Origin of the sequence: Mesorhizobium sp. M0340 (assembly GCF_040321535.1) — a bacterium.
Taxonomy (GTDB): Bacteria; Pseudomonadota; Alphaproteobacteria; order Rhizobiales; family Rhizobiaceae; genus Mesorhizobium.
In genome coordinates this window covers 292,105-306,549 of the sequence record NZ_JAMYRR010000002.1, presented here as the reverse complement: position 1 = coordinate 306,549, position 14,445 = coordinate 292,105, and the positions used below count along the sequence as shown (strand labels likewise).

Annotated in this window: 12 protein-coding genes; 4 read left to right on the top strand and 8 right to left on the bottom strand. The window is 63.5% G+C overall.

Annotation, left to right across the window (positions count from 1 at the left end; all coding sequences use genetic code 11):
* The first annotated feature begins 271 nt into the window (after positions 1 to 271).
* The 3 genes from NKI79_RS04140 to NKI79_RS04130 all read left to right on the top strand — a co-directional run bounded on the left by NKI79_RS04140 (position 272) and on the right by NKI79_RS04130 (position 3,245).
* The gene (locus tag NKI79_RS04140; RefSeq protein WP_352800048.1) at positions 272 to 1,363 is read left to right on the top strand and encodes an HlyD family secretion protein; all 1,092 of its coding nucleotides are present in this window, start codon (positions 272 to 274) and stop codon (positions 1,361 to 1,363) included.
* Positions 1,360 to 2,973, top strand: a complete 1,614-nt coding sequence (locus NKI79_RS04135; protein WP_352800047.1) for a DHA2 family efflux MFS transporter permease subunit — start codon at positions 1,360 to 1,362, stop codon at positions 2,971 to 2,973. Before NKI79_RS04140 ends, NKI79_RS04135 begins: the two co-directional genes overlap by 4 nt.
* Positions 2,974 to 3,065: 92 nt before the next feature.
* Positions 3,066 to 3,245, top strand: a complete 180-nt coding sequence (locus tag NKI79_RS04130; protein ID WP_254817012.1) for a hypothetical protein — start codon at positions 3,066 to 3,068, stop codon at positions 3,243 to 3,245.
* A gap of 48 nt (positions 3,246 to 3,293) precedes the next feature.
* Here NKI79_RS04130 and NKI79_RS04125 read toward each other — a convergent pair whose 3' ends face one another.
* Together NKI79_RS04125 and NKI79_RS04120 are read right to left on the bottom strand one after the other, a co-directional pair.
* Positions 3,294 to 4,046: a metallophosphoesterase family protein gene (locus NKI79_RS04125; RefSeq protein WP_352478321.1), complete on the bottom strand. Its 753-nt coding sequence runs from the start codon at positions 4,044 to 4,046 to the stop codon at positions 3,294 to 3,296.
* Positions 4,039 to 4,851, bottom strand: a complete 813-nt coding sequence (locus NKI79_RS04120; protein WP_352800045.1) for a nucleotidyltransferase family protein — start codon at positions 4,849 to 4,851, stop codon at positions 4,039 to 4,041. Before NKI79_RS04120 ends, NKI79_RS04125 begins: the two co-directional genes overlap by 8 nt.
* Positions 4,852 to 5,566: 715 nt before the next feature.
* Here NKI79_RS04120 and NKI79_RS04115 point away from each other — a divergent pair.
* On the top strand, positions 5,567 to 6,430 hold the full coding sequence (locus NKI79_RS04115) for a hypothetical protein (protein WP_352800043.1): 864 nt from the start codon (positions 5,567 to 5,569) through the stop codon (positions 6,428 to 6,430).
* Between the two features lie 59 nt (positions 6,431 to 6,489).
* Here NKI79_RS04115 and amaB read toward each other — a convergent pair whose 3' ends face one another.
* The 6 genes from amaB to NKI79_RS04085 all read right to left on the bottom strand — a co-directional run bounded on the left by amaB (position 6,490) and on the right by NKI79_RS04085 (position 14,441).
* Entirely contained in the window at positions 6,490 to 8,001 is a 1,512-nt protein-coding gene (gene amaB / locus NKI79_RS04110) for an L-piperidine-6-carboxylate dehydrogenase (protein WP_352800179.1), read from the bottom strand.
* A 182-nt stretch (positions 8,002 to 8,183) separates the two neighbouring features.
* Positions 8,184 to 9,446 (bottom strand): RNA polymerase sigma factor, encoded by a 1,263-nt coding sequence (locus tag NKI79_RS04105; RefSeq protein WP_352800041.1) that lies wholly within the window; start codon positions 9,444 to 9,446, stop codon positions 8,184 to 8,186.
* On the bottom strand, positions 9,443 to 9,817 hold the full coding sequence (locus tag NKI79_RS04100; protein WP_254817007.1) for a YciI family protein: 375 nt from the start codon (positions 9,815 to 9,817) through the stop codon (positions 9,443 to 9,445). Before NKI79_RS04100 ends, NKI79_RS04105 begins: the two co-directional genes overlap by 4 nt.
* 85 nt (positions 9,818 to 9,902) lie before the next feature.
* Positions 9,903 to 11,024, bottom strand: a complete 1,122-nt coding sequence (locus NKI79_RS04095; RefSeq protein WP_254817006.1) for a DNA topoisomerase IB — start codon at positions 11,022 to 11,024, stop codon at positions 9,903 to 9,905.
* Between the two features lie 113 nt (positions 11,025 to 11,137).
* Positions 11,138 to 12,022 (bottom strand): transglutaminase family protein, encoded by an 885-nt coding sequence (locus tag NKI79_RS04090; protein ID WP_352800039.1) that lies wholly within the window; start codon positions 12,020 to 12,022, stop codon positions 11,138 to 11,140.
* A gap of 7 nt (positions 12,023 to 12,029) precedes the next feature.
* Positions 12,030 to 14,441 (bottom strand): circularly permuted type 2 ATP-grasp protein, encoded by a 2,412-nt coding sequence (locus NKI79_RS04085; protein WP_352800038.1) that lies wholly within the window; start codon positions 14,439 to 14,441, stop codon positions 12,030 to 12,032.
* Positions 14,442 to 14,445 lie beyond the last annotated feature (4 nt).

Below are 14,445 nucleotides of genomic sequence, written 5' to 3'. Positions count from 1 at the left end.
ACCGCCGCAACATGAAGCATATGAATCACCTACCCGGTGAAACGGCGCTCTAGTTCGAACGCGCCGGCACCGCTCGGTGGGTTCGATGTCGACCCGTTAACCCGACTACCGCATTCCGGACAGGAACTTTTGCGGAAGCTTGCCGTTTGGCTTTGCGTTCGCTTCGGCGGCTGCAATATCAGTCTTGAAAGCAATTCCGTTGGACACGAAGCCTCAAAGCGTCGAACGAGACGTCGAGCCTGTAAATGAAACTCGGGAGCAACCGGCCCGGGTGCGAGGATCGGCACAGCCCCGGCAGGAAAAGCCCGACGGGAATGCCTCGCAGCGAAAGGCCGGTCTGCTCGGCTTTCCCAGGTGCCATCCCTATGCGGCCGCAGCGATAGCACTTGCGCTGTTGCTGGGCGCGGCAGGCATCGCGATCTGGTGGCTGAACGCTCGCCAGTACGAATCGACCGACGACGCCTTCATAGACGCGCGCACGGTGACGATCGGCGCGCAAATAGCCGGTCGCGTTACCGAGCTGGCGGTTACCGACAATCAGCATGTGCAGGCCGGCGATGTCCTCCTGCGTATCGATGACAGCGACTATCAGGCAAACCTGAAGCAGGCCAATGCCGGCGTCGCTGCGGCCGAGGCCGCAATCGTCAATGTCACCGCCCAGGTCGAGGCTCAAAACGCAAAGGTGAACGCTGCCCAGAGGCAGGTTGCCCAGGCCAAGGCGGCGCTGGATTTCGCCAAGGCCGAGGATCAACGCAACCGCGAACTCCTGGCCAGGGGCACGGCAACGCAGCAGCAGGCGCAGCAGGCGGCATCGACGTTGCGTCAGGGCCAGGCCGCGCTGGACAGCGCCGAGGCCAATGTCGCCTCGGCAAAAAGCCAGGTTTCGGTCTTGCAGGCACAGGCCAGGAGCGCCGAGGCGCAGCTCGAGCAGGCCAAGGCCAGCCAGGAGCAAGCTCGCACGACGCTGTCGCGCACGACTATCACAGCACCCGCAGCCGGGCGCGCAACGAGCATTTCCGCCGCGAACGGCACCTACGCCCAACCCGGCCAGGTATTGATGATGTTCGTTCCCGACGAGGTCTGGGTGAAGGCCAACTTCAAGGAGACGCAGCTCGATCTGATGCGGCAGGGACAGCCGGTCGAGATCGACATCGACGCCTACCCGGACAAGTCCTTCCATGGCCGCGTCGACAGCATCCAGGCCGGCAGCGGCACCGCCTTCAGCCTCCTGCCGGCTGAAAATGCCACCGGCAATTACGTCAAGGTGGTGCAGCGCGTGCCGGTCAAGATCGTCTTCGACAAGCCGCCGGATGTGCTTCTCGGTCCCGGCCTGTCGGTGGTGCCGACGGTCAAGGTGCGATGAACGGCGAAACCGCCAGAAATCAGGGCGAAAGCCGATCCGCCGCCGGGACGCACAATCCCTGGCTTATCGCCGTCGTCGTCTCCATCGCCACTTTCATGCTGGTGCTGGACACCTCGATCGCCAATGTCGCCCTGCGCAATATCGCCGGCAGCCTGGCGGCCGGAATGGACGAAAGCACATGGGTGATTACCACCTATCTCGTTGCCAACTCGGTGATCATCCCGGTCAGCGGCTGGCTGGCAAACGTCATCGGCCGCAAGCGCTACTACATGCTCTGCGTTGCGACCTTCACCGTCGCGTCGCTGCTGTGCGGACTGGCGCCCAACCTGGAACTGCTCATCCTGTTCAGGGTCCTTCAGGGACTCGGCGGCGGCGGCATGGCGCCAAGCGAGCAATCGATCCTTGCCGATACGTTCCCGCCAGAAAAGCGCTCGCAGGCCTTCGCGCTTTACGGCATTGCGGTCATCGTCGCACCGACGGTCGGGCCGACGATCGGCGGCTGGCTGACGGACCATTTCTCCTGGCACTGGATCTTCTTCATCAACGTGCCGTTCGGCATCCTGTCGCTGGCGCTGGTGCAGTGGCTCTTGGTCGAACCGGACGTACTCGAACGCGAACGCAAGGAACGGCTGAAAGGCGGCCTGAAGATCGATGGGGTCGGTTTCGTCCTGGTGGCGATAGCCTTGGGGTGCCTGGAGATCTTTCTCGACCGGGGCCAGCGTTACGATTGGTTCGCCTCGAATTTCATCACCACTTTCGCAGTGATTTCCGCGATCGCGTTCCTGCTGCTTATCCCATGGGAAATCAGTCGCAGCGATCCGGTCGTCGACATGCACCTATTGTTCACGCGCCAGTTCGGCACGGCGTTCCTGGTCATGATGGCAGTCGGTGCTATCCTGTTCAGCACCACCCAGATCGTGCCGCAGCTGCAGCAGACGACATTTGCCTACACCGCGACGCTCTCGGGCCTTTCGATGATGCCGGGCGGCATCGCCATGCTGATCTTGATGCCGGTGTCCGGATTTGTAGGCAGCATCGTGCAGCCCAAATATCTGATCATGATGGGCATGTCGGTGGTCGCAGTGGCCCTTTGGCATATGACCTCGCTTACTCCGGACGCCAGCTTCCGCTTCTTTGCCTTTGCCCGTGTCTTCCTGATGGTCGGGCTGCCGTTCCTGTTCATTCCCATTTCAACCGCGGCCTATGTCGGCCTGCCCCCGCAGAAGACCAACCAGGCATCGGCGCTGATCAACGTTGCACGCAATATCGGCGGCAGCATCGGCGTCTCGCTGTCCAACACCGTCATTTCGCAAAGCTCCCAGATCCATCAATCGAATCTGGTCGGCCACACCGTGCAATCGTCGCCCGCCTATCAGCAGGCGCTTCGGCAGGCGACTGAGCATTTCGTCGCCCAGGGTTCACCGATGGTCGAGGCGAAGCAGCAGGCGATCGGCTGGCTTGGTCAGTTGATCGCCCGCCAGGCCACGCTGCTCGCCTATATCGATGTCTTCCGCTACTGCGCGGTGGCAACCGCCCTGCTGGTTCCGCTGGCGCTGCTGCTGCGGTCAAGCAAGTCGGGTGGCAGCCAGCCGAATCCCGAAATGGGCTGACCGGCAAGTGCGACGGTGTGGTTTTCAAAAACGGGCAAGCCGGGAACCAGCCGACCTGTTGCGTTGTTCTGCGCCAAGAGGAGATGATTACGATGGCCACTATTCCCACACCCGAGCCGACACCGACGCCGGTGCCACCGCCTCCCATTCCCGATCCCAAGCCCGTGCGTGAGCCGGACCCCGACAGGCTCCCCGACGAGGACCCCGTTCCCAACCCGGATGAAAACGACATTCCACCGAAGCGGACGGCTTTTAGCCGGCAATTGCCGTGATCGTTCTGCAGTGTGTACTGCGATTGCCTGCGCCCGTGGCGCCGCCTGTCAGATTTCGAGCATGGCGTAGGGGCGGCCGGTCGGCTTGGCGACATGCATGGCAACGTTATAGACCGACGCCCCGCCCGGCGTGCGGCCCTCGTAAGCGCCGCGATGCGCATGACCATGCACAACCGCGCTGACCTGGAACCGGTCTATCGTCTCGGCCAGACGTGACGAACCGAGAAACGGGAAGATCTCCAGCGGCTCGCCTTCGACCGTCTCGACGACCGGCGCGTAGTGCAGAACGACAAGCGTGCGTTTGGCGCGGACCTGCCGCATCGCGTTTTCAAGCCGCATCGCTTCGTTCACGCTTTCCGCCACCATCGACTTGATGGCCGGTTCGCCGAAGGAGCCGAGCATGCGCGACCCAAAACCGCCAACGAAACCCTTGACCCCCACGAACCCGACCTCGTGAATCTCCGTCGCCTCGCCGTCGAGGAGGTGAACGCCCGCCTGGCGCAGAATATCGGTGACCTGCTCGACGGCGCCTGACTCATAGTCGTGGTTGCCAAGCACGGCGACGACCGGGATCGTGCAGGCACGCAGTTCCTCGGCAAGGATTTCGGCCTCCCTAGGCTTGCCGAGATTGGTAAGGTCGCCCGTCAGCACGAGAACCTGGGCTTCACGCGACATCTCGCCGAAAAGGTCGCGGTACGAGGCCTGGTCCTCCTTGCCGACATGCAGATCGCCGATGGCGGCGACCTTGAGAGTGCCGCCATTTTCCGCCTTTGCCGAAGCAGATTCGAGCCCGTCAGCCATCGCTATATTCTCCTTCACCGCCAACGTCGGCAAAGCCCCATTGCTTGACGTCGATCTCATAGTCGGTTCGTGAAAGCATGCGCCCGCGGCAGATCCGCATCCGGGAAGGCGGCAATTCGCGCTGCTTGGCCAGCCGGTCAAGCAGTTCGTCGAGCAGCCACGCGGGCACCCGGTCGCGCTCCGTCGGATAGATCCATCGGAAGTTCAAGAGATGCATCAGCAGAACTTCCCAATGGACTTCCATGTAGGAAAGCAGCCTTTGCCAGTCGATCTGGTCGTGCGCCTTGAGGATGGTATGCGCGACGTCGGCCCCATCGTGGCGGCCGCGGTCCTGGATGAAGCATTTGGACCAGATAAGCTCGGTTGGGCCGATGATCCGCACCTGGCTGCCCAGCAATTCGGCCTGGCGAGCATGCTCCAGCCACTGGTCGTCGACTGGCATTGTGCCGTTCATCGAGGTGAAGATGACGTCGAAAAAATGCGTGCCCTTGAACACTTTGCCCAGCCACCGGTCGTCCTCGACCACGACGGCGTAGCCGATCTGCTTGAAATGGGCGAGGATGCGCGCGCAGTCGCCGGCCCTGCAGAAAATGTCCAGATCCTTGGTCGGGCGGGTGATCCCGGTATAGGCGCTTACGGCATAGGTGCCGGCGACGAGAAAGGGGATGCCGGTCGCGACAAGCTCGCGGATCGCTTCGATATAAAAGACCTCCGCTTCGGCATTGCGAGGCGTCGGGGCGGCTTTTGGATCGACCGACGGAACTGATGCCGGGATGGCGCTTTTCGGTGGGGGATCGATGATCATAAGCAATGGCTCCTGGCTCGGCAGACCAGCAGCCGCCTGTATCTAATAGCCAAGCATGCCCGATGGTTCCCGCCTGCTGCATCAGGCCGACACGCCGCCGTGGCCGGCCTTCGAAGCGGCTATGGGCGTCGGTTGCGGCGGCGGCCATAAAAAGAAAAAATATGTGAGCGGCTATTTTTGGAGTCAAAATCGCAGCGCGGTCGGCCTCAAACGCGTCGGGATCGGCTCAAACGCGTCGAGGCGGAGTGGACCCGCCATCATCCTCCGGTCCAGCAAGGATTGGCTTCAACATGGTTCCGGAGCTGTCGGAGGCGCTGCGCACCCGGCTTAACAGCCACTTGAGCGCCCGTAGCCAAACCGACTCTGTTTTTCGGAACGCTGCAGGCGGCGTGGCGAAAAGCCCATTCTCCATTTTGTAGTTCCTCACTGTCTCAGTCCAATCGGCGTTCTTCAACGAGCAAAACCGGTGTTGGTTCCGCCTCGCCGTCGGGGAATGCGGGCTGGCCAGGCGAAGCCACCATTATGGGTTCAAGCAGGTTAGTCTCGCGCGGCAAGATCAGCGCCTCGCGAGATCGCATCCTCGGCGACCAACTCGCGTAATTGCTAGCCGGCGAGATTCAGCTCGTATCCTGGTGAGCCGGCTCTGGACACGGTCCGCGAAGGCTGAAATTGTGACCGGTATTTCCAGTTGCAAATTTGGTTGGGCTCGGCGGGGATGGCGCTGGTTTCTGAAGACATTGCCAGCCATCCGGCATTGCGTCGGCACGTCCAGGCTCAGTCGCGGACGCTGCTCCAGACCTATGAAGCAACCCCGCGGCTGGCTTCGGTGTTCGCCACGCAGCAACGCTGGCTGATGGCCCATATCGGCCTTGCCTTGTATTTCGATCGAGAGCCGGACGACCATCGCAAGGGACTTACGTCCGCACGGTTCATGGACGGCATCCGCCGGCATTCGGTGGCCAGCCGCAACACCGCCGATGCCTTCCTGAAGGAGATGCTGCATTACGGTTTCATCCGGCATCTGCCGATTAAATACGGGCGCATCCGTCCCTTTGAGCCGATCGCGGGCACTCTGGAGACGGTTGCCGGCTGGGTCATGGCTCATCTGAAAACGCTGGACAGCCTGGACGGTGGATCTCGACTGGCAGCATTCGTCGCACAACCGGACGTGCTCGCCAAACTGCAGCCGCTGGTGGCTGACGGCCTGCTTTCGTCGCATGCCGTGCGGGAGCCGAGACAGACCTTTTCCTTGTTCACCTGGCTCGACAATGGCGGCATTGTCATGGATTGGCTGATGTCCGGCATCGATCCCGATCATGCCGACCTGGACCGAATTCCGACTGGTGTCGTCTCAATCGGGGATTTCGCGAACTGGCTCAAGCTTTCCCGGACCCACCTGTCACGCAAATTGCGCGCTGCCGAGGAACTTGGCAGCATTGGCTGGCTGGGCCAGCGCGGTCATTCGGTCATGTGGGTGTCGAGCGAGTTCTATCAGGAATACATGACCGCCCACGCGGTCAAGCTCGCCATCATCGATGCAGCCTTCGACAGTTGTGTTGTAACTCCCGACGCCAGCTGAACCGCGAGCCGAACGCCGTCGTGGGGGCCTTGGAGCCGCCGCGACGAAGGTCTGGCATTTCAATCGATATCGAACGACACGCCCTGCGCAAGCGGCAGCGCCTTGGAATAATTCACCGTATTGGTAGCGCGCCGCATATAGGCCTTCCAGGCATCGGAGCCGCTCTCGCGGCCGCCGCCGGTTTCCTTCTCGCCACCGAAGGCGCCGCCGATCTCGGCCCCTGACGTGCCTATATTGACGTTGGCGATGCCGCAGTCCGATCCGTCGACGCCAAGAAAGCGCTCGGATTCCTGCAGGTCGCGGGTAAAGATCGACGATGACAGCCCCGCTCCCACCGCATTGTGTTCTTCTAGCACGGCGTCGAAGTCCGAATATTTCATCACGTAGAGGATGGGCGCGAAGGTCTCGTCCGTTACTGGCGAAACCTGCCGCGGCATTTCGACCAGCGCCGGACGCACATAGTAGGCCTCGGGATGGCCGTTCTCGACCCGCATTCCGCCGGTTATCTTACCGCCATGCGAAGCCGCCTCCTCCAGCGCCTTCTGCATATTCTCGTAGGCAGCCTTGTCGATCAGCGGGCCGACCAGAGCGCTTGTCTCCAGCGGATTGCCGACCGAGACGCTTTCATAAGCCTTCTTCAGGCGAGGAACGAGCTGGTCGTAGACGCTCTCATGCACGAACAGGCGCCTGAGCGTCGTGCACCGCTGACCGGCCGTGCCCATGGCGCCGAAGGCGATGGCGCGGAGCGCCATGTCGAGATCGGCCGTCGGGCAGACGATGCCGGCATTGTTGCCGCCGAGCTCCAGCACGGCACGGGCAAAGCGCTTCGCCAGCCGTGGTCCGACGTCCCTGCCCATGCGCGTCGAGCCGGTGGCCGAGACCAGCGGCACCTTGGGATGATCGACCAGGATCTCGCCGACGGCGCGGTCGCCGATCAGAACCGGCGCCAGTCCCTTCGGCGCATCGCCGAAACGTTCTGCTGCACGCTTGAAGATCGCTTCGCAGGCGAGCGCCGTCAGCGGTGTCTTCTCGGACGGCTTCCACACCACCGCGTCGCCGCAGACCAGCGCAAGTGCTGCGTTCCACGACCATACCGCCACCGGAAAGTTGAAGGCCGAGATGACCCCGACGACGCCGAGCGGATGCCAGGTTTCCATCATGCGATGGCCGGGACGCTCGGTGGCGATGGTCAGGCCGTACAGTTGCCGGGAAAGACCGACGGCGAAATCGCAGATATCGATCATCTCCTGCACTTCGCCAAGACCCTCGGATGGGATCTTGCCGACTTCGATCGATACCAACCGGCCAAGCTCGGTCTTGTGTGTGCGCAATTCCTCGCCGAGCAGCCGCACCAGTTCTCCACGCTTGGGAGCTGGTACCTGCCGCCACGCCAGGAAAGCTTTGTAGGCATTGTCGATGGTCGTCGTCGCATCGGCCGGCGAGATGGTCTTCAGCGCGGCGATCTGCTCGCCGGTCACCGGGCTGCGGACGATGAGGTCGCCGCCCGTGAGCGCGCCTTCGGCAACGCCCAGTTTCGCCAGAAGCCCGGCCGTTTCCTTCGCAATCGTCATTTTCATCCCTTTCAGATCCCGTCGCTCATATGGCGTCGGGCCAAGCCTTGCGCCATACCCGCCCCTGCCGGTCGGCACACCAGGCGCTGTCATGGCGTGGCATTACTCGCTTCAAGGAAAAATCGCCACCCCGGCATGGTCTAAGCAAAGGTCAGACCGTTGAACCAGGCGAAGGCGTCGGATCAATGCGCCGTTTGCTTGGCGCCTTCTTTCATCAGCCGGTCGATATGCATGCGGATATGCGCGGCCTCGGCGGCCGTATTGGCAAGCGCGATGGCGCGGTCGAAAGCGACGCGCGCCTCCTCGCCGCGGTCAAGCTGCATCAGCAGTCCGCCCTTGAGGCCGAAGAAATGGAAATAGCCGGAAAGCCTTCCCTCCAGCGGCTCGATCATGGCGAGTGCGGCTTCCGGTCCACGCACCTTGGAGACCGCGACGGCGCGGTTGAGCGTCACCACCGGCGACGGCTGCATCTGCTCGAGCAGACCGTAGAGCAGGTCGATCTCGTTCCAGTCCGTATCCTCGGGTTTTTCCGCCCGCGCATGCAGTGCGGCGATCGCCGCTTGCACCTGGTAGGGACCGGGCTTGCGATGGCGCAACGCCTTGTCGACCAGCGCCAGCCCTTCATCGATCATCTTGCGGCTCCACAGGCTGCGGTCCTGGTCTTCGAGCAGCACGATCTCGCCGTTCTCGTCGAAGCGGGCAGGCGAGCGTGCATGCTGCAGCAGCAACAGCGCCGTAAGTCCCATGATCTCCGGCTCGGTCTGGAACAGCCTGAGCAGCAGCCGGGCCAGCCGGATCGCCTCTTCGCAAAGCGGCGCACGCGCCGATGCCTCGCCGCTATTGCTGGAATAGCCTTCGTTGAAGATCAGGTAGACCATGGCAGCGACGGCGGCGAGCCGTTCGGAGCGCTCGACCGCTCCCGGCGTCTCGAACGGCACCCCGGCGTCGGCGATACGCGCCTTGGCGCGCGTGATACGCTGCTCCATCGCGCTTTCACCGACGAGGAAGGCGCGGGCGATCTGCTTGACCGTCAGGCCGGAGACGATGCGCAACGCCACGGCGATCTGCTGTGTGGCCGGCAGGTCTGGATGGCAGCAGATGAACAGCAGCCGCAAAATATCGTCACGGTAATGCGCCCCGTCCAGCCGCTCGGCGACGTCGCTCTCGGCATCTTCCAGGTCGGAGATCTGGTCCTCCTCCGGCAGCGGCGCCTGCTTGGCGCGCTTGCGCACCGCATCGATGCCGCTGTTACGGCCGACGAAGATCAGCCAGGCTGCCGGATCGCGCGGCGGGCCGTTTTTCGGCCAGTTGTTCAGTGCCCTGAGGCAGGCGTCCTGGAATGCTTCCTCCGCCGCGTCGAGGTCGCGGAAGTAGCGCAGCAATGCCCCCATCACCTGCGGGCGAGCGGTGCTGATTGCCGTGCTGATCCAGGCGAGTTCGGTCATGCGGAAACCTTGGCGGGATTGAAGAGCGAGACCGGCCGGATTTCATAGGAGCCGCCGCTCGGGTTGACCTCGGAAAGCTCACGCGCGAAGTCGACAGCCTCATCGAGGTCGGCGCATTCGAGCGTGTAGAAGCCGAGGAACTGTTCCTTGGTTTCGGCAAACGGGCCGTCGATGACGATCGATTCGCCCTTGACCTTCCTCAGCGTCGTCGCCGCGGTCGTCGGCAAGAGCCGCGCCACCGGGCCAAGGCGGCCCGCCTGGGCATATTTTTCCTGCACACCCAGAAGTTTTTCCATGACGGCATCGTCCTGCTCCTTGCTCCAGGAGCAGACGACGTCTTCAGAGGCATAGCAGAGGATCGCGTAGAGCATGGTTCGTCCTTTTCTCTGTCAAAGGACGAAACACTAGGACCGATGCCGACATGGCGTCGACAAAAAAATACGCCGCGGTCCGACGTCAGCTTTCTCTCGCCTTCAGCCATCTCAAGACCAGGGCCTCCTCGTCGTCGAGGCCGGCGATCGAGCGCTTGCCTTTGTTGGCATCCGCCATTTCGTCGAGCAGCCGTCCTTCGGACCAGGCGCGGAACACTTCCGGATGGATGTAGCATTGGCGACAAACCGCGCGTGTGTTGCCGAGCCGCTCGGCAACCTTGTCGATGACATTGTTCATCACCCGCTTTTGCTGCGCCTGGCTTTCGGGACGTTCGGTTTGGGCAAACAGCGACGCGGCATGAATGGTGCCGCCCCAGGTTCTGAAGTGCTTGGAGCTGAACTCCGCTCCGGCATTCTCCCTGATATAGCGGTTGACGTCGTCTGAGCGCACCGGATGCCTGTTTCCGCCCTCGTCGAGATACTGAAACAACTTCTGCCCCGGCAAGTCCTGCGCTCCGCGCACGACCTTGGCAATCCGGCGATCGACAAGCTTCAATCTCCATTCCTTGCCGGATTTGCCGACGAAGGCAAAACGCAGGCTCGAGCCCCTGATGTCGACATGGCGGTCCCGCAGCGTGGTCAGCCCAAAACTCTTGTTGTCGCGTGCATAGGCGGCATTGCCGACACGGATCATCGTGTTGTCGAGCAACCAGACTATAGCCGCCACGACGCGTTCCAGCGGCAGGCCGTGACGGCGCAAATCGACGTCGATCTGCCGCCGCAGTTCGGGCAGGCCTTCGGCGAAGGCGACCAGGCTCGAATATTTGACGCCGTCGCGCTCCTCGGCCCAGTGCGGATGATAGCGGTATTGCTTGCGCCCGCGCTGGTCCCGACCGGTCGCCTGGATGTGACCGTCGGCATCCGGCGAGATCCAGACATCCGTCCAGGCCGGGGGGATGGCGAGCGCCTTGATGCGTGCCAGCGCCTCCCCGTCGACAATCCGCCCGTCGGGTCCTTTGTACGAGAACCCCTTGCCCGAACGCAGCCGGCGAATACCGGGTTCAGTGTCGATGACATAATTGAGCGAGGCCCGAACGGCCGAGGCTTGCGCGCCGTTCTCCGGCGCTCCATTCTGCCGCACCCCGTTCTTTGGTGCAGCTTTCCTCACAGCCGATTGGCCAGACGACGATCCGGATTTGTCCAGCATGTCCTCTCCACGGAATTTCCGTAGATAAGCCGCTTGCCGGCTGCGGGTTCCACCGCCTCTTGATCTCTTGGTTCCAGCCTATCGCCGCCGCCGTGCAACGAAGACGTGCGTCATCACGCCTTTTCGAGCACGACCGGTATGACGTCGACTGCCTGCTCGCCAACCTGCCCGCCCGTGGTTTTCAACACGCCGACGATCGGCGCCACATCGGAGTAGTCGCGGCCGTAGCCGACCGTGATATGGTCGTTGCTTGCCCGCATGCCATTGGTCGGATCGAATTCCTGCCAGCCGGCATCGCGTCCGCACCACACCTTGACCCAGGCGTGCATGGCGTCGGCGCCTTCGAGCCGCGGCTTCCCGCGCGGCGGGATGGTGCGGAGGAACCCGCTGACATAACCCGCGGGAATGCCGAGGCCGCGCAGGCCGGCGATCATGATGTGGGAAAAATCCTGGCAGACGCCGCGCTTCAGGCCGAAGGCGTCGCTGGCCCGCGTCTGCACGGTGGTCGCGTCGCCGTCATAGGTGAAATCGCGGTGAATGCGGTTGCACAGAGCCATGGCCGTGCCGACTGTCGAACTGCCGGCACTGTCTTTCGCATAGGCAGTGATTGCCGGGTCGATGCCGGCATGATCGCTGGCGGCCAGAAAGTGATGCGGCGACGCCGGCGCCAGCGAGTGCACGGCGCCGAGTTCTTCCCTCAGCCGGCGTATGTCCGGCGATACGTCGAGCCCGGGCTCCGGCCGCGACACTGAAACACGCGCGCTCATCCTGATGTCGAGCGCATCATGCGCGTCACGAAAGGCGATCGAGGTGACACTGTTGCCGAAAAAGTCGGAAAAGTCGGAGCGTTCGCTGGGCGCCGGCACAAAGGACAGCGACGCGGCGACGACGCGCTGCACGCCAGGGATGGTCGGCGGCAGCACGCGCACCTGATGGCGGCCGCCGCCGGCCGCCGCATCATAGTCGTAACGCAGGTGAAGCCTGATGTCGTAGAGCATGCTGTCTCTACCCGAAATAGGCTTTGGCGAGGCTGTTGTAGAGCCCGCCGATTTCATTGGCGAGATCGCCGAGGGCCTCGGCCGTCATATCCGAGGGCTCCTTGATGGCGATCGACGTGTTGAGCTGCAGAATTTCCTTGGCCGCCGGCGACATATGGCCTTCAGCGCCGACGGAGGGCAGCAGCGCGATTTCGGCCTTCAGCCGTTCGAGCTGGAAAAGGATCGAGCGCGGGTTGAGCGGATCGAGCGCCAGAAGGTCGACCACGGTGCGCCGCCCCGCCTGCACCGGATATTGCCGACGGTGCGTCATGACGCTGTCGCCGATCTCCAGCATCATGTCGAGTGCGCCTTCAGGCGCCTGGGCTCTGGTCAGCCGGGCGAGCGTGCGGGCGATCTGGATGCCGCGTTCGAGCCTGCGGCCGATTTCGAGGAAACGCCAGCCGGCAAAGCGGTACATGTTCTCGTGCAGCAGGCCGGAAAACCCGGCCAGCTTGCGCAGGATCACCGTCATTGCCCTTGTCGCGTCATCGCCCGGCGCCACCGTGGCGGCAAATTGATGGATGGTCTTCGACAGATCCTTCAATGCCAGCCAGCCATCCGGCGAGAAACGATCTCGGATCTGTCCGGCACTGTAGACGGCGCTGTCCAGGGTGCTGATGAGCCCCAATGGGATTGCCGTCTCGACATCGATGCCGAACGGCGCGAGATGGTCCCTGATATCGGCGAGCAGCGGCATCTCGGGATCGGATGTCTCGGCCAGCCGCACATGGTAGGCGCGCAGGATGCGCACCGTGTCTTCCGACCGCTCGATATAGCGCCCAAGCCATGTCAGGTTTTCCGCCGCGCGGCTGGGCAGGCTGCCTGGCAAGGTTCGGGTAAAGCTGTCGTGCTCCTGCGGCAGCAGCGTCTCGCGCTCCACCGGCCTGTCGCTGACCACCCAGACATCCGCCGCCTGGCCGCCGCGCTGCATGGCGATGGCCGTCGGGTCGAGCGAAAAGCCGACACGGGCAAAACCGCCCGGCATCACGGTCCAGCCTTCGGGCGTCCGCGCCAGATAGACGCGCAGGCTTGCCGGCCGCGGCTCCAGCCAGCCGCCGACATAGACCGGGGTGGTCGACAGCGTCACCGCTTCCTGGCCGACGAAGTCGCCGCCGTCCCGTTCGATCCGGGCGACGAGTTCGGCCCGCTCCTCGACCGACAGCGCTGACCCGAGCTTGGTCGAGCCGTCATCCTCGAAGGCGAGCCGCGTCGACAGCGCCGGGCCGATCACCATGCTATCGATATTGGCGAGCACATGCTCGCGCTCCGCCTCCTGCCCGCACCACCACGTCGCGACGGTCGGCAGCAGCAGCTCCTCATTGCGCAGGGCGCGCGAAATCTTCGGCAGGAAGGCGAGCAGCGCGCGTGTCTGCATCAGGCCGGAGCCCAGCGCGTTGACGGCCGAAACCGCCCCCTGCCGGACCGCTTCGACTAGCCCCGGCGTGCCGATCTGCGAGTCCGGCCGCAGTTCGAGCGGATCTGCGAAGGCGGCGTCGAGCCGCCGCCACAAGACGCTCACCGGCATCAGCCCCGAAACGGTGCGCACCATCAGCCTGCCGCCCGAGACGGTCAGGTCCTCGCCCTCGAGCAGCATGATGCCGAGATAGCGGGCGATATAGGCATGTTCGTAATAAGTTTCGTTCAGCGGTCCCGGCGTCAGGATGGCGACACGGCCGCCGGCTTGCTTGGCCATGCCGATCAGCGCATCGCGAAAACGGCGGAAGAAGCCGGCCAGGCGGTGCACGTGCATTTCGCCGTAGATGTCGGACAGTGCCCTGGTGGTGGCGACGCGGTTTTCCAGTGCGAAGCCGGCGCCGGATGGGGCCTGTGTGCGGTCGCCAAGCACCCACCAGCGGCCGTCCGGGCCACGACCGAGCTCGAAGGCGCAGAAATGCAGGAAATGGCCGCTGGCCGGCCTGGTGCCGACGACCGGCCGCAAATATTCCGGGCTGGCCGCGATCAATCCGGCCGGCAGAATGCCTTTCTCGACCAGCCGGTTCGGCCCGTAAATGTCGGCGATGGTCTCCTCGAACAGATCGGCGCGCTGGACCAGGCCGGCGCTGATGTCAGCCCATTCCTGCTCCTCGATCAGCAGCGGCACATGTGCCAGCGGCCATTCCCGCTCGTTGGCGCCGGCCTTGTCATAGACGCGGTAATAGACGCCGGCGTCGCGGAGGTATTGGTCGGCGCGGGCGAAGCGCTGGGCAAGCTTTTCCGGCCCCAGGTCCTCCAGCGCCTCGATGAAGTGCCGCCAGGCCGGCCGCGGATTGCCCGACGCATCGACCATCTCGTCGACGACGCCGTCGATCGGCTGGTAGTGCTCCAGCAGACTGTGGGTCTGCGGCTTGCTGCGCAGCCTTTTGTGATTCCCCTTCGCCATGGCT